Origin of the sequence: Prevotella sp. kh1p2, assembly GCF_900111525.1 — a bacterium.
Classification (GTDB): domain Bacteria; phylum Bacteroidota; class Bacteroidia; order Bacteroidales; family Bacteroidaceae; genus Prevotella.
This window is the reverse complement of sequence record NZ_FOHY01000026.1, coordinates 1-25,624: the sequence shown is the minus strand read 5'-3', so window position 1 is coordinate 25,624 and position 25,624 is coordinate 1. Positions and strand designations below refer to the sequence as shown.

20 protein-coding genes are annotated in these 25,624 nt (G+C 50.3%); 9 read left to right on the top strand and 11 right to left on the bottom strand.

The features are described 5' to 3' along the window. From BMW31_RS12460 to BMW31_RS13635, 3 genes are all read right to left on the bottom strand, one after another. A partial coding sequence (locus BMW31_RS12460) for a helix-turn-helix domain-containing protein (protein WP_091826105.1) occupies positions 1 to 157 on the bottom strand: 157 nt, incomplete at its 3' end. Between the two features lie 50 nt (positions 158 to 207). After that, a complete protein-coding gene (locus BMW31_RS12455; RefSeq protein WP_255404966.1) occupies positions 208 to 1,200 on the bottom strand; it encodes an ATP-binding protein in 993 nt (330 codons plus the stop codon). After that, the gene (locus BMW31_RS13635) at positions 1,122 to 1,415 is read right to left on the bottom strand and encodes an AAA family ATPase (RefSeq protein WP_255404965.1); all 294 of its coding nucleotides are present in this window, start codon (positions 1,413 to 1,415) and stop codon (positions 1,122 to 1,124) included. The genes BMW31_RS12455 and BMW31_RS13635 overlap by 79 nt, the downstream gene beginning before the upstream one ends. Positions 1,416 to 1,906: 491 nt before the next feature. On the opposite strand from BMW31_RS13635, the gene BMW31_RS12450 reads away from it, so the two are divergent. The 5 genes from BMW31_RS12450 (at position 1,907) to BMW31_RS12430 (ending at position 7,877) form a co-directional block, all read left to right on the top strand. Beyond that, positions 1,907 to 2,191: a hypothetical protein gene (locus tag BMW31_RS12450; protein WP_091826458.1), complete on the top strand. Its 285-nt coding sequence runs from the start codon at positions 1,907 to 1,909 to the stop codon at positions 2,189 to 2,191. Positions 2,192 to 2,247: 56 nt separating this feature from the next. Further along, positions 2,248 to 3,594, top strand: coding sequence for an OmpA family protein (locus BMW31_RS12445; RefSeq protein ID WP_091826455.1), 1,347 nt, complete (start codon positions 2,248 to 2,250; stop codon positions 3,592 to 3,594). Between the two features lie 82 nt (positions 3,595 to 3,676). Beyond that, entirely contained in the window at positions 3,677 to 5,800 is a 2,124-nt protein-coding gene (locus tag BMW31_RS12440) for a thiol-activated cytolysin family protein (protein ID WP_094149100.1), read from the top strand. 33 nt (positions 5,801 to 5,833) lie between these two features. Continuing rightward, positions 5,834 to 7,222, top strand: a complete 1,389-nt coding sequence (locus BMW31_RS12435; protein ID WP_255404964.1) for a hypothetical protein — start codon at positions 5,834 to 5,836, stop codon at positions 7,220 to 7,222. Between the two features lie 166 nt (positions 7,223 to 7,388). Next, a complete protein-coding gene (locus BMW31_RS12430) occupies positions 7,389 to 7,877 on the top strand; it encodes a hypothetical protein (RefSeq protein WP_091826452.1) in 489 nt (162 codons plus the stop codon). 245 nt (positions 7,878 to 8,122) lie between these two features. Here the strand turns inward: BMW31_RS12430 and BMW31_RS12425 are convergent, their stop codons facing one another. After that, positions 8,123 to 8,398, bottom strand: coding sequence for a Txe/YoeB family addiction module toxin (locus BMW31_RS12425; protein ID WP_091826449.1), 276 nt, complete (start codon positions 8,396 to 8,398; stop codon positions 8,123 to 8,125). Further along, positions 8,395 to 8,631 carry a hypothetical protein gene (locus BMW31_RS12420; protein WP_091826447.1) on the bottom strand — a complete coding sequence of 79 codons (237 nt, stop codon included), beginning with the start codon at positions 8,629 to 8,631 and terminating at the stop codon, positions 8,395 to 8,397. Before BMW31_RS12420 ends, BMW31_RS12425 begins: the two co-directional genes overlap by 4 nt. Positions 8,632 to 9,027: 396 nt before the next feature. Between BMW31_RS12420 and BMW31_RS12415 the strand changes: the two genes are divergently transcribed. Continuing rightward, on the top strand, positions 9,028 to 9,477 hold the full coding sequence (locus BMW31_RS12415) for an HU family DNA-binding protein (protein ID WP_091826444.1): 450 nt from the start codon (positions 9,028 to 9,030) through the stop codon (positions 9,475 to 9,477). A gap of 154 nt (positions 9,478 to 9,631) precedes the next feature. On the opposite strand, the gene BMW31_RS12410 is transcribed toward BMW31_RS12415, so the two are convergent. Then, positions 9,632 to 10,666 carry a Fic family protein gene (locus BMW31_RS12410; protein WP_091826442.1) on the bottom strand — a complete coding sequence of 345 codons (1,035 nt, stop codon included), beginning with the start codon at positions 10,664 to 10,666 and terminating at the stop codon, positions 9,632 to 9,634. 299 nt (positions 10,667 to 10,965) lie between these two features. Between BMW31_RS12410 and BMW31_RS12405 the strand changes: the two genes are divergently transcribed. The 3 genes from BMW31_RS12405 to BMW31_RS12395 all read left to right on the top strand — a co-directional run bounded on the left by BMW31_RS12405 (position 10,966) and on the right by BMW31_RS12395 (position 20,707). After that, positions 10,966 to 12,363: a DUF3945 domain-containing protein gene (locus BMW31_RS12405; protein ID WP_091826460.1), complete on the top strand. Its 1,398-nt coding sequence runs from the start codon at positions 10,966 to 10,968 to the stop codon at positions 12,361 to 12,363. 21 nt (positions 12,364 to 12,384) lie between these two features. Continuing rightward, positions 12,385 to 14,466, top strand: coding sequence for a type IA DNA topoisomerase (gene topB / locus BMW31_RS12400; protein ID WP_091826439.1), 2,082 nt, complete (start codon positions 12,385 to 12,387; stop codon positions 14,464 to 14,466). Positions 14,467 to 14,563: 97 nt separating this feature from the next. Then, positions 14,564 to 20,707, top strand: coding sequence for a DUF2958 domain-containing protein (locus BMW31_RS12395; protein WP_091826437.1), 6,144 nt, complete (start codon positions 14,564 to 14,566; stop codon positions 20,705 to 20,707). 83 nt (positions 20,708 to 20,790) lie between these two features. Here the strand turns inward: BMW31_RS12395 and BMW31_RS12390 are convergent, their stop codons facing one another. The 5 genes from BMW31_RS12390 to BMW31_RS12370 form a co-directional block, all read right to left on the bottom strand. Beyond that, positions 20,791 to 21,852 (bottom strand): nucleotidyl transferase AbiEii/AbiGii toxin family protein, encoded by a 1,062-nt coding sequence (locus BMW31_RS12390; RefSeq protein WP_091826435.1) that lies wholly within the window; start codon positions 21,850 to 21,852, stop codon positions 20,791 to 20,793. Next, positions 21,849 to 22,559, bottom strand: coding sequence for a DUF6577 family protein (locus BMW31_RS12385; protein ID WP_091826433.1), 711 nt, complete (start codon positions 22,557 to 22,559; stop codon positions 21,849 to 21,851). Before BMW31_RS12385 ends, BMW31_RS12390 begins: the two co-directional genes overlap by 4 nt. A gap of 97 nt (positions 22,560 to 22,656) precedes the next feature. After that, positions 22,657 to 22,965 carry a helix-turn-helix domain-containing protein gene (locus BMW31_RS12380; protein WP_091826431.1) on the bottom strand — a complete coding sequence of 103 codons (309 nt, stop codon included), beginning with the start codon at positions 22,963 to 22,965 and terminating at the stop codon, positions 22,657 to 22,659. Continuing rightward, positions 22,953 to 25,013: a bifunctional DNA primase/helicase gene (locus BMW31_RS12375; RefSeq protein WP_091826429.1), complete on the bottom strand. Its 2,061-nt coding sequence runs from the start codon at positions 25,011 to 25,013 to the stop codon at positions 22,953 to 22,955. Before BMW31_RS12375 ends, BMW31_RS12380 begins: the two co-directional genes overlap by 13 nt. Then, positions 25,010 to 25,390, bottom strand: a complete 381-nt coding sequence (locus BMW31_RS12370) for a DNA-binding protein (RefSeq protein ID WP_091826426.1) — start codon at positions 25,388 to 25,390, stop codon at positions 25,010 to 25,012. The genes BMW31_RS12375 and BMW31_RS12370 overlap by 4 nt, the downstream gene beginning before the upstream one ends. Between the last annotated feature and the right edge of the window lie 234 nt (positions 25,391 to 25,624).

The window sequence follows — 25,624 nt, the reverse complement described above, 5'->3', positions numbered from 1 at the left end:
CAGACATGGTCATCAGCAGGTCAAGCGTCAGACCGCTCTCCTGATACCTGCGCACATACTTGCGCACAGTGTTACGCGAGAGATGAAAAGCACTAGAGATGCTTTTTATACTCATTCCAATGGCGTAACATCGCAATAAATTTCTTAACTTTGTCATTGAATTCTGTAGTTTAACGTTTATCCGCCAGTCAGGACGGCAACACAAAACTACAAAAAAGCCCCTGAATGGCAATCGCATTCAGGGGTCAATTTTATTTTGCCGCAGAGGGTCATTCTTATTTTGCCCGTAAGGGTCAACGTCGCTTGCCCTCGGGGGTCAAACGCGCTCGGCTTTTCCAGCAGGTCGGGTTTCATAAAACAGTCACTGTATTTCATCATCTCCAATCCGGCAAACATCTCGGAAGCACCTCCTTTGTTCACAAAGTCCACTTCGGTAGCCATAAGAATGTCTCCCGCAGGAATGTTGAGCATGGTCTGCATGACACCCAAGTCAAAGAAAAGATACTTCACATAGCTTTCATTTTCCTCTGCTCCGAGTGGGATGCCATGTGCGTCCGTATGCTTCACAGGGGTTACAAGCCCGGCAAGCGTAAGCAGGTGCAGGGCTTCTTTCACCACCGTGGATTTCGTGTCGCGTGCGGCTGTGGCATAAACGAACTTCTTTCCTGCCTGCAATGCCGTCGAGCGCAGCACCTGCCTGAGGAGAACCGGTGAAAACCGTTTCTTGTACTTGGAAAAGTCGTCGCTGTATGTGTCGATAATTTCATTGTGGATGTGCGACACCTCTATATAACTATGCGTTTCCACCCATTCCGTCACGGCTGCCGGCATTCCTCCCACAAGATAGAACGAGCGCAGCTGTTCTATCAAAACCTTGTGTGCCGATTCTGTAAGAGGAGCATCGGCCATTGCCTTCCGTTTGAAGTCAACGGTGAGTCCGAGTCCCTGAGCCATGAGAAATTCGTCGAACGAGAAAGGGTACATATACAGCGAACGTATCCTTCCCACACCAAACGACGGCAGTTCCTCCAAGGCAAACTCCAGCAGCGAGCCGGCGGCAATGACATGTAATTCGGGATAGTCCTCCTTGAAGTAGCGCAGAGCCATGACAGCCTCCTTGCTTACCTGAATTTCGTCAATGAAGAGGAGCGTCTCGCCCGGTATGATGGGATGGCAAGCGTACCGCTGAGTTTCTCGCACGTAGTCTTCACATTGATGTTCTCCGTGAACAGTTGCCGCAGATCGGGTTGCTTTTCAAGGTTCACCTCAACAAAGTAGCGGAATTGCTTTCCGAGTTCTCTTACGGCAGTGGACTTGCCCACCTGACGGGCACCACGTATCAGCAACGGCTTGCGTCGAGCTTCGGTTTTCCACTCACGCAATTTGTCGTCTATGTGCCTTTTGAAGTAAGTCATCTGTATAATATGATTGCCGTTTAGAAATGATTTGCGTACAAAGTTACGATTTAATTCTGAAAACACAATCAAAAGGAGAAAGAAAAAGACTAAAATCAATATCGAAATAGGGATTACTTCAGAAAGAATAGGCAGCGAAAACCCTGTTCCTGCTTTTCAGAGTCGCATTGCGTGTGGTCTGAATCCGATGAAGAACTGCCATAAAAGGCTATTCAATTCTCCAAAAACGCCATCTGTTAATATTGGCAAAAATATCACTACTAAAAGACTAACATACAATGCCTTACAAGCATCTTATGCACGATAATGATAAGTCGGAGAAATGCAAAATGCACGATAATGATAGGTTTTTGACCGATAATGATAAGCCCTTTCGTGCCACGTGCCCGTAACTTTGCAACAAGAATCAGCGACACTCTGCAAATCGGGAAACAGGTGTCCCTTGCACTCGCTTCAAGAATCTTCACTGTATAATAAAAAACAAAAAAGATATGCGGCAGAAAAGTGATAAACGTACCAAACGGCAAGAGCGTTATATGAAGTTCTCGGAAGACCATATCCAGTTCCTCGACGACATACGCGGCACTATCCGTGATATGATAGATATCGAGCTCGACCGTCGTGGTGTTTCTCCTGATGGCAATCCTCATCCCGAGAATCCGCCGCCTGACCCGAAAGGCAGGGAGCCATCGGAAGCCAAAACCGAAGAGCCGAACGACCGTCCCTGCCGCACCCTCTGGAAGCGCATCGTGAGCCTCTTCACCGTATGCCTATAATAATATAAGGTATGTAGAACAGACATATATATAAACCCTTTTAATTCTAATCAAGTATGAACAAAAGACAAGCAAAACCGCTCATTCCGCCGCTCAGCGGCCGATGGGCAAGGGTGGGTCTTACGGCACTGCTCACCGCTTTCGTTGCAGTCGGCGCACAGGCGCAGACCTTTGACGAGGGCAGTACGCAGCCACCACGAGACCGCAGCAGCGAACTACGCACCCGCACTTGGAGCATTTACGCTCAAGGCGGACTGTCGTGGTCTACCGACGTATGGTATCAGAACCTTGATGCCAAGCGCAGTTACAGACAATCGCCCGCCGTGGGTGGCGGCGTGGACTTCACCATCCGGCCGTGGGTGCGTGTGGGAGCAGAATACCTATGGTCGCGCTACCGCAGGGAGCAGCGCTTCTCCACACTCGACACCAAGACGATGCCCGTGAAGGCCTACGGCAACTACCTGATGAACTTCCACAACGCCAAGCTCGGCGCGGGCTTCAACCTCATGGAGTTCTGGCCGCACCGCCGTGCGCAGTGGTTGAACATCTGGGCCGGCACAGGCGTGGGCTACACCATCGGACGTGGCAACGAGTACGGCATGTATTTCAGCAACACCAAGACCGTGGGCGGAACGACAACGCCTTTCGTTGATGGCGAGAGCATCAGCAACGACGACGCCATCACCATCACGGGCAACGTGCAGACGAAGAACCGACACGAGAAGTTCAACACCTTCTACATCCCTGCCTCGCTCCACATCGAGGCTGACGTGAGCCGACAGTTCACCATTGGACTGAAGGGCGAGATGGACTGGCTCTTCAACCGAAAGGACATCGCCCCGAAGAACCTCATCTTCGCCCTTGCCACCGTGCGCTACAACTTCGTGCCGAGCCGTGCCCGTGTGCAGCGTGCCAACTACGAGGGCGAAATCTCCACGCTCAACGACCGTGTGAACACCCTGCAACGCGAGGCTGCCGAAGCCAAGGCGCAGGCCGACAAGGCAGAGAGCGCACGCCGACAGGCGGAACAGCAGAAGGCCGACCTCGAACGCCGACTGCAAGAGTGCGAGAACAGCAAGCCTACGACGGCAACAGCCATTCAGCCCTCGCACTTCGTGCAGTTCGATCACAACAGTTCCTATATGAGCCGTGCCGAGACCGACCGACTGAAAGTCTTCGCTCGCAGCGTGCGTGGAAAGAAACTCTCGCTCGTGGCAGAAGCCAGCACACCCGGCAGCAACGGTTATAACCAGCAACTCTCCGAGCGTCGCCTCACACGGGTGGTGGAAGCCCTCGTCAAGGAAGGCTTCGCCCTTGAAGACCTGCATCCCACGACAGCCATCGGCGAGCAACAAAGCAAGCCATCAGCCGAAGGGCGCAGGGTAACGATAACAGTAGAATAAGTTCAAATGAATTTAAGAATAAAAGAACAATCACTTGAAACCTCGCAATAGTAATGTGTATTAAGGTTAATTGCATAAAAACATGGCTAATACTCAACCGATTGTAGCTGTCAAGAACATAACAGTTACTGGAAAAACGAAGAACAGCATTTCCATTCGCTGGAACAAGGCTACTGACAGGGAAAGCCCTCAAAGTCAGTTACTCTACACTGTTACATGGTGCGTAGCACCTTACGTATGGGACAATAAAATCCGTAAGATTGGTGAAAGGAAGTTCGACAATTCCTCCTACACCATCACAGGGCTCAAGCCCAACACTACATACGAAATTATCGTATATGTGAGAGACCCGCACGGATTCGAGAACACCTATGCCCGCGCCAAAGTTACCACCCTGCCTGATGCAGTGCCCAACACAGCGCCTTACATTCCGAACAAGGTGGTAGTGGTCAACAGAATAAATGCCAACAGCATCGAATTGTCATGGCAGAAGGCTACCGACAGGGAAACCGCCCAGAAGGACCTTCGCTATGTACTGACGTGGGCACCGGGACCGACATACGCCAGCAGGAAACAGGGGCCTTATCTTAAGGATGCAACCAGCTATAAGATAACGGGTTTGTTCCCCAACACCAGTTATCGTATTACGGTTTGGGTGTACGACGGGCAGAAATTCTCACAATACAACAACCTGCATGTCACCACCGCAAACGCAGTAGGCGGCAATACCGATGAACAGAGGCGCAAGGAAATCAACTCCGGACTGGCAGGCATAGCCTACCACCCTGCCGATTTGATAAACAACGACATGTATAATGACAAGACGCAATATCCTGACGCATTTGAAAGCCTGCCCGACAGGGACTTCGCCTTCATCTTGGACAAGAAGGAAGATTCCTTCAGAGAGCGGGAAATCTATGTGCGCGGAAGCGGATACGAGAATATCTATCCGGGAGCGATACTCATGGTAGACGACATGATAACAAGCGGTTCGCCCAATCCTTTGGGCAGGATTCCAAGAAGCAAGATTTCCATTTACGGCGACTTCCTCGCAGGCGGTAATCCGTCGCAGAGCAACATTAGTCCTACCAATGCTGATGTAAGAGAAGCTAAGAACAAGATTATGCGGACCCTACTCAATTCAGGCTACGAGGCTCCGGGCGTACAACGCATCAGGACGAAAATCCATACAAGCGAACAGAGTCTGAAGATGGATTTGGCAGTCGATGCCTCTTTTGCAGGGTGCAGCGTGAATGTAAAGGCCAAAACATCTTCTTCCGAGCAGTCGTTTGTGCAGGCCACCACGTTAGATCAGGATTACTTCACTATCAAGTTGAAGGACAACTGGAAACAAGACCCATCTTCTCTGTTCGCCAATAGCGTAACTTGGCAACAACTCAGCAGTGAGCTGAGGGGAAAGGCTATAGCCATCGTGACCTCGGTAACCTACGGCAGAACATTCAGCTACATGAAAGAATACTCGGCAAAGAAGTTCAATTTCGACTCTTCACAGAAGGTTTCCGGATACGGACAAAAGGCAGAGGGAAGCCAGTCGCTTGCCGAATCGTCGAGCTACACCAACGAAGAGATCTTTAACCTCGGAGGAACGGGCTTGCCTATATCTGTTCTGAGAAGCAAGCGCAGTCAGGCGGAACTGGAAAAAGCCATGAGCGACAACATGAAGTTCGGCCCCAGTAATCAGGGCGTTGTGATGAAATATACCATCCAGCTTATTACCGGTGCTTATCCCGGAAAGGTTGTCAAGCCCCTATACAGCGGAACGCAATATCAGATCGGTTACACTCGGTGCCCAAGAAGAATATCCGCAAAAATCAATGTTAAAAACGTTAGGATAGCGGACGGGCATGTGAAAGTGCAGCTCGACGTGCAGTGCTTCCGTGTAGTAAACGGGCGTCCCGTTATCTTCAAGATCGTAAACGGCAGCAGTTCGAATAGAGTGCAGGATCCGTGGTGGTATAAATTCCAGAATAGCATGACCCGAGAGTACGGCGACTTGAATAAGGGAGAGTATATATACAAAGACCCTCTGTTGCGTATAAGAAGCCGGTTCAGTCGCGTTGACGGCTGGGATGCCCAAGACCAGCGACGACTTAATCATGGGGAAATAGAGACCGGGGCTATGGAAGTCGTGCTGCGAGGCAGTGTCTTCGGAGCAATAAGAATCGCTGACGTAAAGAATTTGTAAGCATTAATGTAAAACTATAAAAATGATAACAATATGAAACGAATTAAATTCATGTTGCTTGCCATCGCCATGCTGTTGGCAGCACCCGCGTTCCTCACCTCATGTCAGGAAGACGCACCCGAAATCAACTACACGATGAACGTGTCAGTAATCAACGACTTCACCAAGGTGGTGGAAGCCATCAACAACGGCTCGCTCAAGAACGAGCAGGCCATTGCGAAACTCACCGAGGCCATCGACAAGATGAACGCCGACCAGCAGACCAAGCTGCAGGCCATCATTGACGTGCTGAACTCCGTGAACGCCACCCTCGAGACCAAGCTCGCCGCTATCGAGGCAGCAATGAAGGCACAGACGCTCACCCTTGAGAGCAAGCTCGCCCTCTTGGAAACGGCTATCAAAAACCAGACCATCAAGCAGGAGGAAATGGCACAGAAACTCATCACTGCCATCAACAACCTCAGCGGCAGTATGGAGGCGAAGATAGAAGCCATCACAGCGGCTATCAACAACGTGAATACTACGCTCGAGACCAAGCTCGCCCTCATCGAGGCAGCCATCAAGGCGCAGACTCTCTCGCTCGAAGCCAAGCTCGACCTGCTCGAACAGGCTATCAAGGCATTGCCCGACTATTCGGCACAGCTCGAAGCCATCAAGACAGCCATTGCCAACCTGCCCGACTACGGCGACAAGCTCTCTGCCATCGAGGCGGCCATCAAGGCAATGCCCGACTACAGCGACAAGTTCGACGCCGTGGTAGCCGCCCTCAACGCCATGAAGACGCAGGTGGAGGCACTCGGCACCGGCCAGACCGCCATCGCTACGAAGATTGGCGAAGTTACTGCTGCCATCAACAGCCTCATCGCCTCCGTGAACAGCGGCAACACCAGCGCAGCCGAAGCCCTCGCACAGATTATCCAAAAACTGGAGGAACTCAAGGCTGCCATAGGAAGCGGAGGTGACAGCACCCCTGACTTTACCAACACTGTTACTCTTGACGGCGTGACAATGCCGATAATCGATGCGGGAATAGATGAAGACGAATTTAATGAAGGCAACTACGATATAGTTCTCTTTGTGGCGAAAGATAAGGGAGTTAAAATAATGGCGGGGAAAGAGCCCCACGATGGCAAGACTATCGACCTGACGAAGAAAGAGCCTGAACACGACGATTGGTATTGGAGCGTCGAATGCTATAATCCTACTTTAATCTTCGATACTTATGGAGAACCCGGGACTCCATATCCAGTCTTCATGAGCGGCACGCTCAGCGTGAAATCCCTTGACAGCGAAGACGGCAAGCCTGTCTTCGAAATCGTACTGGAGGACGGCAAGGTAAAGGGTGAAGGAGAGTATGGAGACGGCAAGGAGCACACCATCAGCCTGAACTTCAAAGGCAGTATGAGATTTGATGACTATTAATAATAGCCCATTCATTCTTTAGGAACAAAGAGAAGAGTCAAACGATCTCGTCCTATGGAGTGTATCAGACGTCAAAGAGCGTAGGAAGTTTCTCCTCTCGCCGCTTTTGAGGACGAGAGGAGAATAACAAAAAAACAATATGTTTCATCCTTAAAATCAAGAAGAAATGGAAACGAAGAACATCAACAGCCCCCCCCGGCCAATGGTCGTAAACAAGAAAGCGGTGGAGAACATCGGAACGGACACCGTGCGCAACTTCTCACGCTACAACAGCGCCACGAGGAACGCCATCGGCAGGCGTATCATCGAAATGGCGGGCGAGGTGGCTCGCCCCGGTGCCGGTGGAGTATATAGTTTCGACCCCGACCACGGCTGCGGTTCAGTGCCCATCAGGGTGAAATGGCGCGACAGGTTCAAGGACATCATCATCGTCGTTACCGGCGGTGGAATCATCATCATACACATCTTCCCCCCGATACCCCGACCGAAGCCCAACCCCGTAGCCGACCTGAAGGAACTCAACGGCGCGGAGTTCACCCCCGGCGTGAAGTACGGCGACATGCGGACAATCGACATCAGGCGAGACGGCAAGCCGATAGGCGAAATCCGAATCATCGCCGAGCCCCTGCGCATGGAAGGAATCAGCCGTGGATAAGACCCCACTCGTGGGGTACGATGATACCCCACGAGTGCCCCCTTGCGATACCCCACGAGTGGGGTGCGGGCAAGGGCGGCGATGCACGCAACGAGACATTTCGAGGACTAACAGCATAGTTATGATGACACGCAACAATCCCCACGCTTCTGCACCGCAGTGGCAAGGGCGTGGGGATTTACGGTAAGAGAGTAAACGAAAAGCTATCGGGAATAATGGAAGCGAAGAGAAAAGACAGCGATCGACTACTTGTCGTCGTAATGACCGAAAGCCGTCAGGACAACAACCACAACTTCCGTGGCGTGAATGTCGTACACAAGACGGTGCTTCTGCGTGATGCGACGACTCCAACGTTCTGCGCCGAAACCTCGGAGTGGTTCCGGATGTCCCGTGCCTGTGGCAGGGTGGTCGTAGAGTTCGCCAATGAGCTGCAGAGCCTTTTTATAAGCCTTTGGCTCATTGCGCAGCAAATGCCTAAGGTCTTCGGCAGCCTGCTGCTTGATTTGTACGTCGTATCTCATAGGGCACGCACATACTTGTCAAGTTCCTCTACGCTGGCAAACGACTTCGAGTCACCGTGCGCAGCCTGTTCCACACGAGCCTTGAACTCCTCACGGCTCATAAGGGCTTCGTCTGTACTCTCACACTTCGTAATGCGCTTCAATGCCTTTACCGCCTTGCGCATCATACCCTCATCATCGGAAACGACGGCTATCTGGCGGAAGAATTCCTGTCTGAGTTCCATGCTTGTCATAATCGTAAGACTTTTATGTTTTATTGCAATATGCAGTACAAAGATAGCAAAACTTTTTGTTTCACAGGAATAAAACGGAGAAAATCTGCCTCCTTCACAGGCTGCAAGTCTCAATCCTCAAAGTTAATAACCACCAATGCCCCAGCCTCCTATAAGGCGTTCCCCGAAAAGACAGACAAGGGGTCAAGGAGAGGCAAACAAAGAAATGAAGAAACAAACCACCGGCACCTCTCAGACTGAACAACACCAACGGTCAAGGGTGTTAAACACCCATCGACAACAGTGTTAAACACCCATCGACAACAGTGTTAAACACCCATAGGCAGAGGTGCTTCGCACCTTCCTGACACAGGCAGAAAACATCACGAATAAAATAACCCTTAAATAATAACGGATATGATAGAATTTGAAGTAAAATCGAAGAAACAGACCATCGGCTCGAAGAAAGGGCAGATAGTATGGTACGCACAGCCCAAGAGCGTGCAGAAACTGACAAACAAGATGGTAGTGGACCGCATCGTGCGCGAGACCTCCCTCTCGGCGGGCGACGTCTCGAATGCCCTCATCTCGCTCGGCGCCATCGTGCGCGACGCCCTGCTGATGGGTGCGAGCGTGGATTTGGCCGACCTCGGCTCGTTCCGCGTGTATGTCCCCTCGTCGATGGTGGACAAGGAAATCGACGTTACCGCCGCCACCCTCAAGACCCCGAAAATCGTCTTCACGCCCAAGATGCAGATGCGCGACTCGGCAAAGAGCGTGGAGCTCGTGGTGGACAATCCCAAGCGGCGCAAGCAGCAAGATGCGCAAGGCGGAAATGGCAGCGGCGAGGATGACCTCAACCCATAGCAGGATGGCGTGGAACTCACCTGAAGAAATATAATGTAAAGCGAATGAATAATGACAAGCTGTCTCCGTAAACGCAGTAACGCCCTTACTCGTTTACGGAGATTTTTTGTGCTTTTTGGCAATGACATTGATGAACGCAATGCCCAAAGTTTCTCTAAAAGTATTCTCTGACGGCAAACTCAAACTGGTCGATGAAGATTTGCTTAAAGGCATGGAGGCTGTTCTGCTCGTAGAAGATGAGCATGGCTTTCTTGTAGTCAATGGAATCGACCGAACGGAAACTCAGCGGACAATAACCATAGGCTATGAGCATGGCATTGGCGGAGATGCGGGCCGTGCGCTTGTTGCCGTCGGAGAAAGCCTGTATATACGATAACAGCACAAGAGCCAAGAGTGCCTTCTCGAAGACATCCTCCCGACTGTTGATCAAGTCGCAGGTGTCGTGCATGGCCTCACGAATCTGGAATTCATTGTCGAGCGGACGATAGTTTGTGCCCGTAATGCCCACACGGCGATGCCGGATACCGCTATCAACGGCGAGTTCCTTGGTAAGCAACCGGTGAATGTCTTCAATGTGGCTGACGGTAAGGTGCTGCAGATAGTCGGGATTGTCGAGGATAAAGCGCAGAGCGTCCTTATGGTTCAGCAACATCACGGCTTCTTCCTTTGTTTTTCCGTCGGCAGTTTTGCTTTCGCGGAGCAAACGCTCGGTTTCGAGCAGCGAGTAGGTGTTGCCCTCTATCTGCGATGACTTCCAACTGAGGTCAATGCCCAACCGTTCCATCTCCTTGCGATACTCATTTTCGGTCAGTTCGCCGACATGGCTGCGAAACTCGGCCTGCAATGCTGCCAGCCTCGCTTTTTCTTCCTCTGTGAAGAGTGCGACAGCCGGCAGTTGCTCACGAATCAAATTGAAATTGAAAGATGTCTGCACCTGACGCTTATCCACTTCCAAGGCAAAGTAGGTGTCGAGATCGAACGGCATCAGCAGATGGGATTGGTTTGAAAGCCGATAACGTGTGGCACGCGCCTTCCCCTCGACAACAATCTCGCCACGCTGTATGGCAGCGGCAATAAGTCGCTTCATGGTTGCATCGCTGCCGTCGAAGGCAATGCCGCTGGCAATCTCATCGCGTGAAGACAGCGGATGATAGTGCAAAAACTGTAGAATTTCTCTTGGTGTATCCATACCTACAAACTTAATCGGTGCAAATATAATGATAATTATTCGATAATCGGCTCATTATGTGCTGATAAATAAAGACAAATTGCGTTTTCTTGAGCCGATTCTATGAAAATGGCCGCATTTGAAGTTCTCTTGTCTCATCTCTCTCCAAATCCACACCGTGGATTCTATGTATCAAACCGATACTTGGATTTCCTTTTTCTTCCCTGTGTTTCCCACCTTTCCCGAAAATTTTCCACATTATTTATATACCTATATTTTTGCTGCTTGATAACGATTTATTCACTCAATGACAAATGATTATGGAATCAAACAGCAATGACAACTATGTGCTGGTCTTGGAAGACCGCACGGAAGTGAAGAACGAAAAGGAAGCGGGAAAACTCTCCGTAGTTTCAGGTATCGACGACAAGGGCAACCTCAAGACCACCGAAGCCACCGCAGCCAACCAAGCGGCGTTTCTGAAGTTCAACAGCAAGGAGGGACTCTTGGAGAACTTCATGAAGAATTTCCTCCGTCAGTTCAACGAGCCTACCCGTTTCGGACTGTACAAGGTCGTGGCAAGCAACGTGGAGCAAGGCGTGGACAACCTGCGCACCCTGCTCCAAAGTCGTGAGAAGCCCGATAGCAAGCAGCAGCTGGCAGAGATTGGCGTACCCTTTGAGGACTATCTGCCCCGGCAGAAGAACACCACAGCCATTGACCCGGAAGAAGTGGATTGGAAGCAGCTTGACCGTCTCGGTCTTTCCCGTGATCAGTTGGAGCAGAGCGGAGAACTCACAAATATGCTCAGCTGGCAGAAGAGCAATCTCATGACGATTGCCATCCCGATGGGGGACACCACCATCTACACCGATGCCCGCCTTGCCTTCCGCACGGACGGCGATGGCAACATCGGACTGGCTATCCATCCTCTGAGGAAAGAGCCACAACTCGATTTTCCCTATATGGGGTATAAGTTCTCGCCCGAAGAGAAGGAGCAACTACTCACTACGGGCAACCTTGGCAAGACCATTGAGGTAACACCCAAAAACAGTGAGCCTTTTGCCGCCTACGTTTCCATCGACCCACAGACCAACGAACTTATCGCCCTGCGTGCCGACCGTGTGAACATCCCCAAGGACATCAAGGGCGTTACGCTTTCCGACCAGCAGTATAAGGACCTTGTGGAGGGCAAAGCCGTGAAGGTGGAGGGTATGATCGCCAAGAGCGGCAAGTCCTTCAATGCCACCCTGCAGGTCAATGCCGAACGAAAAGGCATTGAGTTTATCTTTGGTGACAAACAAGGCTTAAAAGAGCGACAGCAACACTCTCAGCAGCAGGGCGTACCCCATAAACTCTGCGGCTTGGAACTTTCCGAGAAACAGCGCGAGGCATTGAATAACGGGCGTGCGCTCTATTTGAAGAACATGGTCGATAAGGAGGGGAACTCCTTCAATGCCTACGTCCGCATGGACAAGGAGCAGAACCGTCCGCGCTTCTATAAATGGAATCCCGACAAGAGTCAGAAGAATGGCAAGGTAGAAGCCGTGGCGGAGGAACACAAGACACAGGTAGCGGTCAATAACCACGGCAAGACCAACGAAGCCACGAAGAACGTGAAAGAACCTCTGAAGACCGGGCAGACACAGCCCACTGCCGCCCAAAAGCAGAAGCAGGACGAGAACAAACAGAAGAAGTCCCGTGGACGTAAGATGTAACCCTTAATTCCTTTGCCGATTATGACAACTTGTATTATCGCCGAGAAACCCTCGGTAGCCAGAGACATTGCCCGTATCGTAGGGGCAAACAGCAAGCAGGACGGATGCTTGGAAGGAAACGACTATATCGTCACTTGGGCGATGGGACACCTCATTACCCTTGCCATGCCCGAAGCCTACGGTTTTTCCGCCTATAAAGCCGAAGACCTGCCCATCCGTCCCAATCCTTTCCAACTTATTGTCCGACAAGTGCGTAAGGACAAGGAATTTATATCAGATCCTGCTGCACTCAAACAACTCAAGGTGATACGCTCCTGCTTTGACAAGGCAGACCGTATCATTGTTGCCACCGATGCAGGACGGGAGGGTGAACTCATCTTCCGCTATATCTACCAATATCTAAATTGTCGAAAGCCTTTCGACCGCCTTTGGATAAGTTCACTCACGGACAAAGCTATCCGTGAGGGACTTTCCAATCTCAAACCGGGAAGCAGTTACAACAATCTCTATTACTCCGCCAAGTCAAGGAGCGAAGCTGACTGGCTCGTGGGCATCAATGCCAGCCGTGCCCTTTCCATTGCCCGCAGGGGAGGCTATTCGTTGGGACGGGTACAGACCCCAACCCTTGCTATGGTCTGCCGTCGGTACATAGAGAACCGTGCTTTTTCTTCCGTACCCTATTGGAAACTCTCCGCTCTCATGGAGAAAGAGGGCGTGCCGCTGAAAACCATTGGCATTACCGACTACGAGAGTGAAGCATCGGCACAGACAGCCTTCGCTGCGCTTCGCAGTCAGAGCCGGCTTCAAGCAGAGTCGGTCGCAAGAAAGGCGGGGCATACGTCGCCACCACTCTTGTACGACCTCACTGCCCTGCAGAAGGAAGCCAACAGACGCCACGGCTTTTCAGCGGACAAGACCCTCTCAATAGCCCAGAGCCTCTATGAGAAGAAAATCACGACCTATCCCCGCACAGGCAGCCGATACATCAGCGAGGATGTCTTTGAGGAAGTACCCGCCCTGCTCCGCAAGATAGGTGAAACACTTCCGACTCCGCTTAACCGCCATTCGGTGGACAACGATAAAATAACCGACCACCACGCCATCATCCCCACAGGGGAAACACCGTCGGGCTTATCGGCAGACGAGGTGACCGTCTATCAGATGGTAGTAGCACGCTTTGTCGAAGCCTTTTCTCCCGATTCCGAAGAAGAACGTATGCAGGTGCGGTTCACAGACGGCACCAACGCCTTTACTTGGAAAGCGTGCCGACAAATCTCCTTGGGCTGGAAAGCCGTGCAGAAAGATAAGGCAACAGAAGTGGAGAAGAAAGAGGACGGGGATGAGCAGGTTTTGTCTTCATTGCCCAACTTGGCAGAGGGAGAAAACCTGCCTATCCTCGATGCAGAGATTACCGAGCATAAGACCAAACCGAAGCCCCTCTATACGGAGGCGACTTTGCTTTCCACTATGGAGAACGCAGGTAAGGATGTGGAGGAGTCCGACAAGCGCAAGGCAATGGCGGAATGCGGTATCGGCACACCCGCCACTCGCGCCAATATTATCGAAACGCTTATCCTCCGTGACTATATCCGCAGGGACAGGAAATCTATCATCCCCACAGAGAAAGGCTTGGCAGTCTATGAGATTGTCAAGGACAAGAGAATCGCCAATGCGGAGATGACGGGAAGCTGGGAACTGACACTTGCCGCCATCGAGGCGGGGCAGATGCCGCCCGAAAAGTTCACTCAAGGCATCAACTCCTACGTCGGCACCATCTGCGAGGAATTGCTCTCCCTTGCCCCCGAACAGAAGTCTTATCCCACCTACCGCTGTCCCAAGTGTGGCAATGAGAGCGTGGGCATTTATGCCAAGGTTGCTAAATGCAGACACGAGGGCTGCGATTTCCATGTCTTCCGTGAGGTCTGCGGCACGCTCCTCACAGAGGACAATATCCGGGACTTGCTGACCACGGGACGAACGACCATCCTCAAAGGCTTGACGAGCAAGGCAGGCAAGAAGTTCAACGCCAGTCTGGTGCAGAATGAAGACTACACCACTTCCTTTGAATTTGAAAACAGGAAAGGAAAACCAAGAGGGAGATAATCCCGACAGAAATAAAGAGGAACGGAATTGGTCGGGAGATAATATACTTTATATCTTCCGACCTTTTTTCCTCCTCCTTAATTAAAAAGAAAACATTATGGCATACAATAAGAAAGCAGTCTTGGCAGCCAACACGGAAGCCATCCGTGTGGTGCTGCGTCTGGAAAAGGAACGCCGCGAAGCCACCGAGGAAGAAAAAGCCACCCTGCGTGGCTATCAGGGCTTCGGTGGCTTGAAATGCGTACTGAACCGATGTGACAGTCCCGACGACCTCCGCTACTGGAGCCAGTCGGAGCAGCAGCTCTTCGAGCCGACCCAAAGGCTCAAACAGATGATATACCGTGAAGCCGTCGATGCCAATACCGCCAAACGCTATTGGGAGAGCATCAAGGCAAGCGTGCTCACGTCCTTCTATACCGATACCCGCATCGTCGCCGCCATTTCCGATGCACTCACTTCTGTAGATATACCCATACGTCGCTGCTTAGACCCTTCGGCTGGCATGGGAGCCTTTGCCGAGACGTTCGCAAAGAAAGCAAGCACGGTCGACGCAATGGAGAAAGACCTGCTTACCGCCCGTATCTCACAAGCCCTGCATCCTTATGGGCAAGGCAACATCTTTGTCCGACAAGATCCCTTTGAAGCCATCGGGGAACTGGAGGATAAGGACAAATACGACCTTGTCACCAGCAATATCCCCTTTGGCGATTTCATGGTCTATGACCGTGAGTACAGCAAGGGCAAGGACATTCTCAGACGGGAATCCACACGAGCCATTCATAACTATTTCTTCGTGAAGGGGCTGGACACGCTCAAGGAGGGCGGTCTGCTGGCTTTCATCACCTCGCAGGGCGTATTGGACAGTCCCAAGAACGAAGCCATCCGCCGTTATCTGATGCAGAACAGCCGACTTGTCTCCGCTATCCGTCTGCCATCGGGTATGTTCTCCGAAAACGCAGGGACGGAAGTGGGCAGCGACCTCATTGTCCTGCAGAAGCAGTCGGGAAAGGAAATCGGCGAAGGCACCGAGCAGCAGTTTGTAGAAACCGCCTCCGTTCCCAAGGGCGATGGCTTCCCCATTGCCTTTAACCACAACTCGCTCTTTGAGGGCGAATGGAAAGACGTCGCCCACCGCACCATCGCCACGGAGCGCACGATGGGTACAGATCCATACGGCAAGCCTGCGTGGGAGTACAGCTTTGATGGGAGCATGGATGATATGGCGGAAAGTCTTCGGATTCAACTCTCGCAAGATGCAGGAAAACACTTTGACCGCAAGCTCTATGAGACGGGCATACCGATGACGGAGGAAGAGCGACAAGCCGAGGCTGCCAAGGAGTTATACAGACTCGGTGTAACGGTGGATTTACCCGAAGAAAAGCCAACGGAGGATAAAGAAAACGAGAATGCCTATAACTTGATGCCTGACAGCATCAGGAAGCAACTGCCCAAACTTTACAGCAAGGGAAAGGAACTCATTGGCGATAAGGTTGCCTACGCACGCTATTTCTTCCCGATGGGAGCTTACACGGCATATCTCTTGGAGTACGACCCGAAGACTCGTATCGGTTTCGGTGCCGTGACGATGGGCTATGGTTGGGAGCTGGGCAATATGTCGCTCGATGAGATGGAGGAAGTGAAGATACACGGATTGGGCATCGAACGCGATTTGTACTTTACACCCAAGAAACTGCACGAGATTGCAGAATTGGAGGAGATAGTAAGGGGACAATATACCAAGGAACCGATAATCGGGGAAATCAAGGAAAAAGCCGAGCCGACAGTCCAGGCTCAGCCAATGGAGGAGAAGCTTTCCACGGAAGAAGAAAAGGAGGAAGTTCAAGTTGAAAAGGTCGGTGAGCCGATTAAGGAAGAGACCGATGGGCAATCCGTGCAAGCAGCCGACCAAGTTCCCTATGAACCCGCTCCCGAAGGTGTGCCCACATTGACTCTTCATCGTCAATACGAGCAGGAAACGAAGGGAATCCGCACGGATGTGGAAGCCCCGCGGGAGATGAACGGACAGACGGTCTATTTCGATGAGGACCATCATCCGATTATCAACGAGAACGAAACGGAAACAGAGGGCACGCTCTTTACTCCCGAGGAATACAGCCTGTGGACACAGGAAGTGTCAAGGGTGAACAAAGAAATTTCCGAGAACAAGACCGCCCAACAAAAGACTGTTCCCTCCACAGCCCACAAAACTCCCGTCCGACGCACCCGCACGCCTCGCAAAAACACTTCTCCATCCCCGAGAGAACCGTCGCTCTTCGATTTTATGGACGAAGCAGAGCAACATACCCCACAACCGATAGTGGAAGTCAAGAAAGAGTTTGATGCCTCGCCGCGCCCCTTTCTCTCATCACCGGACACCCACCTAAGGGACGGCTCCATCGTCGTGCAGAAGGGACAGGTCGGTTTTCTCTCCGATTTGAAGCGGCATCCCACCTTCAATCCGATGGACTTGCCCTATGCGCAAATCTCACGGCTGAAATCGTATGTAGAGATACGGGAGTGCTACCACCGCCTATATGACTATGAGGCAAACAACCGGACCGAGGACAAGGAGGAACGTGAGAAACTCAACCGCCTTTATGACGGCTATGTCCTACGCTGGGGATATTTCAACCAGAAGGCGAACACCGATGTGATAAAAATGGATGCCACGGGCATGGAAATGCTGTTTCTGGAACGCTCCGAGAACGGCAGGTACATCAAGGCGGACATCTTCGACCATCCCACGGCATTCTCCACCACCGAACTGTCCGTTGCCGCAGACCCGATGGAGGCATTGGGCGCATCGCTCAACAAGTACGGCACGGTAGAACTTGACTATATGAGTTCCCTGCTTCCCGACATGGAGGAAAGTGATATGCTGTCCGCCTTGGAGGGACGTATCTTCTACAATCCCGAGGAGGACGGCTACGAGGTAGCCGACAAGTTCATATCGGGCAACGTGATCGAGAAGGCGGAGCGTATTGAGTCGTGGCTCTTGGACCATCCGGAGCATGGGGAAGCGAAGCAGAGCCTTGCAGCCCTGCGTGCCGCCACGCCGACACCCATTCCCTTTGCCGATTTGGACTTCAACCTCGGTGAGCGTTGGATACCCGCCAAGGTCTATGGCAGGTTCGCCTCGGAGTTTTTTGAGACGGACATCAGCGTGTCCTACCACTCCAACATGGACGAGTATTCCATTGTCTGTGACCATACGAATGCCAATATCTGGCACAAGTATGCCGTCCGGGGAGAGTTTCGCCGCTATGACGGCATCAACCTCCTCAAGCACGCCCTGCACAACACCATACCCGACATCAACAAGAGTAAGACGGTGCTTGATGCCGAGGGCAACGAGAAGACGATAAAAGTGCGCGACGGGCACGCCATACAGATGGCGAACGCCAAGATTGAGGAGATACGGCAGGGCTTTGTCGATTGGCTCGGACGGACACCCGACACGTTCAAGCAGCAGCTCTCGGATAGGTATAATCGTCTGTTCAACTGTTTTGTACGACCTAATTTCGACGGCACGCATCAGACTTTTCCCGACCTTGACCTCAAACGGTTGGGCATAGCCGGCCTTTACAAAAGTCAGAAGGATGCCGTATGGATGCTCAAGACCAACGGCGGGGGTATCTGCGACCACGAGGTGGGAGCGGGCAAGACACTCATCATGTGTACGGCAGCCTACGAGATGAAACGGTTGGGACTGGCGAACAAGCCGATGATTATCGGACTGAAGGCAAACGTATTCGACATCGCAGACACGTTCCGAAAGGCTTATCCCAATGCGAGGATTCTCTATCCGGGCAAGAACGATTTCAGCAAGCAGAACCGCCAGCGCATCTTCAACGACATCAAGAACAACGACTGGGACTGCATCATCCTCACGCACGAGCAGTTCGGCATGATACCGCAGGCATTGGAAATACAGGAGGCTATCCTGCAGAAGGAGATGGACTCCGTGGAGGAGAACCTTGAAGTTCTGCGCATGCAGGGAGCCGACATCTCCCGTGGTATGCTCAAAGGCTTGGAGAAGCGCAAGCAGACGCTTGAAGCGAAGTTGCAGAGCATACAGGACAGCATCGCCGAGAGAAAGGACGATGCCGTGGACTTCAAGATGATGGGCATTGACCACCTCTTTGTCGATGAAAGTCACCAATTCAAGAACCTGATGTTCAACACCCGCCACGACAGGGTGTCGGGCTTGGGCAATCCCGACGGCTCACAGCGTGCCCTGAACATGCTTTTTGCCATCCGCACCATTCAGGAACGTTCGGGTAAGGATTTGGGCGCAACGTTTCTCAGTGGTACGACTATCTCCAATAGTTTAACGGAGTTGTATCTCCTTTTCAAATACCTCCGCCCACAGGCATTGGAAAAGCAGGGTATCAACAGCTTTGATGCTTGGGCGGCGGTCTTTGCCAAGAAATCGACCGACTATGAGTTCTCCATCACCAATGAGATTATCCAGAAGGAGCGGTTCCGCACCTTCATCAAGGTGCCGGAGCTGGCTTCGTTCTATGCGGAGATTTGCGACTTCCGCACGGCAAAGGACATCGGTATCGACCGTCCCGAGAAGAACGAGATACTGCATAACATACCGCCCACACCCGAACAGGAGGAATTTATCGGCAAGCTGATGGAGTTCGCCAAGACGGGTAATGCCACGTTGCTCGGGCGCGAACCACTCAGCGAGAGCGAAGAAAAGGCAAAGATGCTCATCGCCACAGACTACGCGAGGAAGATGAGCTTGGATTTACGCATGATAGATTTGGAGGGGTACTCGGATCATATCGACAACAAGGCGAGCCATTGTGCGAAGTTGCTCAATGACTATTATCGGAAGTATGATGCACAGAAAGGAACGCAGTTCGTATTCTCTGACTTGGGGACATACAAGCCCGGAGAATGGAACGTGTATTCGGAAATCAAAAGAAAACTGGTGGAAGACTACCATATCCCGTCCTACGAGATACGCTTTATTCAGGAGTGCAAGAACGAGAAGGCAAAGAAGGCGATGGTGGATGCCATGAACCTTGGCGACATCCGTATTATCTTCGGCTCCACGTCCATGTTGGGAACAGGAGTCAATGCCCAGCAGCGTGCCGTAGCCGTCCATCATTTGGATTGTCCTTGGCGTCCTTCGGATTTGGAGCAACGCGATGGGCGTGCCATTCGTAAGGGCAATATAATCGCCAAGGAGTTTGCAAATAACAAGGTCGATGTGATTATCTATGCCGTAGAACGCTCTTTGGATAGTTATAAGTTCAATTTGCTTCACAACAAGCAGTTGTTCATCAATCAGCTCAAAACAAACACCCTTGGTAGCCGTACCATTGACGAGGGTTCAATGGATGAGGACAGCGGTATGAACTTTTCTGAATACGTGGCAGTACTTTCGGGCAATACCGACCTCTTGGAGAAAGCAAGGATGGACAAGAAGATTGCCACCTTGGAATCCGAGCGCAAGAACTTCCTCCGTGAGCGTGATGCAGCGACAGGGAAGTTGGCGGAGATTGACAGCTCCGTGTCCTTCCATTCGGACAAAATTAAGGAGGCTAAGGCGGACTTGGCTCTCTTTGAGCAGCGTGTGGAGCGTGACAAGGAGGGACTGCCCGTCAATAAACTGACGATAAAGGGTGTGGAGGACAGCACTGACATCAAAGTCATTGCAGCCCGCTTGCATGAGATTGAGGAAAAGGCTCGCACTAAGGGTGAGTACAACAAAATCGGTGAGATTTACGGCTTTTCCGTTATGGTCAAGACGGAGAGCAGCTCAAAGGACCTGTTCGATTGCTCGGTGAACCGTTTCTTTGTCAAGGGACAGGAGAGCATCTACTATACCTATAATAACGGTAAGTTGGCGACAGACCCGAAACTTGCCTGTGAGAACTTCTTGGGTGCCTTGGAGCGTATCCCGAAGGTGATAGAGTCGCATGAGAAGGAAATGGCAAAGGTTGTGGCCAACAAGGACGTTTACACCAACATTGCCAATAGTTCTTGGAAGAAAGAGGACGAGCTGCGTGCGCTCAAAGGGGAGGCAGCAGAACTTGACAGAAAGATTGCGCTTACGCTTGCACCGCCGGAGGAGGAAAAAGAGGAAACGGAGGAAATGAAGCAAGGAGAGAACTTGTCCGACAATAATCATTCTGCCGGAATAAAGAACAAGAGTTATCCTGCTCAAGACAAGGAAGAAGACTACCGTTCACAAAACTTCAGACCCAAATGGAGACACTAATAGAAATACATTGATGATAATTATTATCAAGTCAGTTAGATTTTGGCAATAAATAGAAATTATTGCCAAAATCTAACTAATTTTTATAATAGCTCACTCGTCTTGACCCAATAGAAGAAGGCTTCCGGCAATATTTTTTTCAATTTGTTGAGTTTATTATTGACGGAAGGAGACAATTCCATGGCAAGTATGGTGTTCGGATTTCCATCGTATTTCTCAATTCTTGTGTTTGATTTTTCTATTGAAGTGGCAAGGTAAGCCGCACGGGCCGAATCTACGATAGCATCCTCTATGCGATATTTCCCTTTGTAGATGTAGCCGTCTATTTTCTTAATGCCGCTTTGCAGCATTTTGAAATCGCCTTTACCCATTTGCCCTCTGGTAGCCAGACACAAGGCGGTTTCCCGAATATCCTCATAAATGAGTGACAAATCAGCAGGCAAGCCCCGGTATTGCAATTCTATTTTCCCTATCTGAGTGAAAGTTTCCTTAGTGTGCAGGAAATTGTCAGTATGCTCAAACAGTCTGCCTACGTCATATAACTGCTTGATGATTTCCAGCGAGCGGTCTCTGCCTCCCTTGATATAAGGAACACCTGAGGTGTTGGGGGCAAATGCAGTAAGTTTATCACCGAGAATGTCGTCAGCTGATGGCACGGTTACCTTCAATGGATCACCGTCCAATTCTATAAAAGGCCCTTTAATCTCAACTTCTTCTGTAGCGTGGTATTGTAAATCCTCGTACAGGACATCAAGCAGTATATACGCAGGTTTATCATCGTTCTTATAAGCGATGTGATAAAAGAATTTCGAGTGGCTTTTGGGAATATTCGTGTCCCTCTGCTGCCGTTCCTCAAGGGTCTTGGATATGAATCCGAACTTTTCTATATCGTTCAGATAAAGCTCAATATTCGTCCCGGGCGGGCAGATAATGTCAATGTCTATGGATAACCGGTGAGCAGACTCGCCCAGAATAAGCATCAGAGCCGAACCGCCCTTAAAGCAGAATGGGCAACCAGATAATTTCAGCATCTCCAGCAGGGACATTGCCCTGATGACTTTTTCTATCAGGTTCAGGTCTTTATACTTGTTGCGTACGGATATGGACTTTATCCATTCGGTAGTCATACATTCTTTTTTGATCATACCATTTCCTTGATATAGTTTTCTATTTGCGGTTTTATGTTGCGTCGTGAGGCATAACGCAGCAGCATTCCTACATTCACGTTATAGTTGGTAAAAGCATTCCGCATCATGTACAGGGCTTCCTGACCTTGCAGGTAGAAGAAATCCCTGTCGCATTGAATATCGACTAAAAGCTTTTCAATAGTCGGTACATTGATGCCGTTTACTTCCTGCATGGGGGACTCTGAAACAAGAGGCTTTACGATATAGGCTCTTTTATCCAGCCGGATATAATCGGACATCACGTCTTCCTTTGGCGAAAGGAAACTGCGTTCGTGCATATCCTGTACAAAGTGGAATATGGTTTCAGCGGCATCACGCTCCGTTTCTATATAGATATTGTTGTTGTATGACAGGTGATGCTGTAAGTCGGACAGGATTTCGCCGTTATACACGCAAAAGTCCAATAACGGATATTCCGCTTTTAATTTCTTGTACAACCGAATGGAATAAACGTTAGGAACCGGGCGGAATATGACTTTTGGAGTGGTTGTATATATACCCTTGCTTATTCTGAATATTTTTCTTTCATCCATCAGCTTGCGTAAATGCCAAGACAGCATCTTCTTGGAAATTTCAATTTTTCCGGAAAGATTCTCATACAAGTCGTTCGTCCTGAATTCCTTGTTGGTGTTTGCAAAATCTATAATGATATTACTGACGTTCATTCTGCTATCACTAATGGTTCGGTGCAAAGATAGTTAGATTTTGGCAATAAAACAAATAAATTGCCAAAATCTAACATATTTTCATATTACTTTGCTGCTACCAACCATCTCGCTTCCGTACCATTTCATCTATCTCTTCCCGAAGGAAAAGCAATCGTCCATTGGCCTTGAGATAGGGGATTTTCCCTGCCCAAACCCAGTTGTAGATGGTCTTTTGTTCCACTTTGAGAATCTTGGATACATCTATGATGTCCAAGTATTCCGGTTTCAAGGGTGGACGGACGCTTGTATCGACGGATTGCTCTTGCAGGACAAGCAGCTGGTCGAGTTTATCCTCAACATTCCTCAGCTTGTCGAACAGGCATTTCTGCCAAGTATCTTCTGTATTGTAGTCTATGTACGGCATAGTTCTCCTTTTTGATAGTTACCATTGGTATCCTGTGCCAAGATACGCTGTTCTTTCATGTAGGCGATGTATTTCTTCGCGGTTCTGTCCTTGATTTCCATTTCCCGCATCAGAACCTCACAAAGCTCTTGGTAAGTGAGCTTGAAAGAATTTCGGAAAGCTTCCTTGATAACGGCAATGAGTTCATCGGTCTTGCGCTTTTCCTTGTCCTCCTTAGACTTCTCGCCACGATAGACGTGCATATCCTCTGCCTTGTCCCAGCCGAAAAGCATCATCGGTACATCCAGCGGACTTCCGTCACGGACTTTCAATGCCTTCACCACAGAATATTCGGGATTGTCGTCTTTCTCTATAGAGAGAATACCCGCCGCCTTGCGTTGCAGTTCCGAGCCGATGTGTCCACGGAGTTTGATACCATTCGGCACGAAGTGCAGCACGCAGACAATGCAGGTATTGTAGATACCCGCCAGACGGTACAGCTCATCAACAATGGCTATGCTCTCCGTTTCGTCATTGGCTGAGCGTATCAGGTCTGCTATGCCGTCAATAACCACAAGATGGATGCCTCCATGCCTGTGATGAAACAAATCCATACTCTCGCGGATAAGTTTCAGCCTGTCCTTGCGGGACAGAGAGGCGAGGTACAGGGAATGGTAAAACACCGGTACGGCCGTCAATAAAGCCCGGCGCAGTGTCTTGCCCAAATTCTTGTGCAGCTGTGCCTCGGACTGCTCCGTGTCATAGTGCAGGACTGCCAAGCCTTTGGGGTTGGCGGTAATCTCCAATCCCAAGGTTCTCTCTATTGGCAGCCGTTCTTCTCCCAATGCTCCGGCAAGGATGGCTCCTACATAGTTACTCTTGCCCGTGCCCTCACCACCGGTGATGCAGAACAGATTATCCTGTGTTCCCAGCGGAACGCCATTCACCGCCACAACCGATTTGGAAATGTCCGGTGGATTTTCGTAGTCTATCTCACAGGAGCGAAGCATCATCATGGTTTGGCTGTATAGGTCTGTAAACATATTGGCAAGCAGTTCTTTCAGTTCTTTAGTCCCATTGCCTAAGGCAAAGAAATCGGAAATGTCTTTTTCTGTCTTAGTTCCGCTGAGCGGAAGTGAAAGATTCAAGACCTTATATTCTGCTAAATGTTCAACCTGTTTATGCGCCTCCCGTACACCTGTTTCATCCGCATCATACAAGAGTATGATATGCCTAAAACGAAGCTGAAGGCTCTCAATGATACTTGTAGGTATCTGTGCCGTTTCACTGTTGAAGCAAATCGCATTGAAGCCGTGTGCATACAACGAGAGGACATCCTTTTCCCCACCTGTTATGAAAAGCATATCTCCTTTGGTGGGGATCTGCTCCATACCGAAACAATAGGTGGCTGGCATCCGTCCGCCATAGAGAAAGCGGATTTTCGGACTGTGGGGGCGGTATATCTTGACATAGCCGTTTCCGATATAGGCAAATATCGGCTCTGTCGGTGAACTGTGAAGTTCAAACTTCCTGCCTTCAGCAGATACGCTTTCATACCGTTTAAGGCTTCGTACCCGAAAAAGCCGAAGTGTATCCTCATGGATACCGTAATGCGCCCAATAGTTCAGCAGTCCATCGTCAAAAGGCTGTATCTCGAAATTGTATGGGCGTTCTTCCGCACTTTGGACTGTATCAGTCTTAGGACTGGAAACGATAGGGCTTTTACGGGGCGGTGCAGCGCGCTTGCCATGCTTCCCACCGTCATACAAGGAATACAGTCCAAGTTCTTGGACGATGATTTTCAAGACTTCGGGGAAATCGGTTTTTAGATTTAAGCCTCGCATGGTTGCCACAAACCAGAAACAATCCCCCGAATAGGTGGTATCCCCATGATCATAGAACTTATAGGAAGAAGTTTTCCTATCATAGTAGATATGGCATGAAGCCCGCCTGTCGTCATAAAAAGGACTGCGGAAGTTACGGTGAAGGTTCACCTCAAAGCCAAGGAAATGGGAAAACACATTAAGCCCTCCTTGTGTAAGTGATAGTATCTGTTCCTTATCTATCATAACTGTCGGTTTTTAGGGTTAAGGCATGAACTCATGATAAGATTGTCCTTGAAGCGGTTGAGCCGACCAAGAACCTCGTCATTCCTCATGCCTGAAACACGGAGGCGGTTGCACTTTACGGCAATAAGGATTGACTTAAAGAAGTAACGCACATCGCCACTCTCCGTGTAGCGATACCGCACTAACTGTTTCTTGCGCCAACGGTAAAGGGTGGACTCTGAGATATTCAGAGTCCCGATAAGGTCTTTGGTGGTCATTTCCAACTCGTCATCTATATCCTGGATAAGGTGAGAGGTTCGCTCAACGTACTGCTCTATTCGGTTGAGCCTGTCTATCAGGTCCTGATAGGCTTGGCTTTCTACTGCTATTATTTCCATCTTTTCAACTTGGTGTTTTTAATTGCTACGTCCAACCCGGAATTCGCAAGATGTTGCATAAGCGAGTTATAGGCACCCTGTGTATATACCTCAACGTGTACTTCCGCGATAGGTCTTGGAATGTCTTCTCCATTACTTGTGGAAAAGCCGAGCGCGTTTGACCCCCGAGGGCAAGCGACGTTGACCCTTACGGGCAAAATAAGAATGACCCTCTGCGGCAAAATAAAATTGACC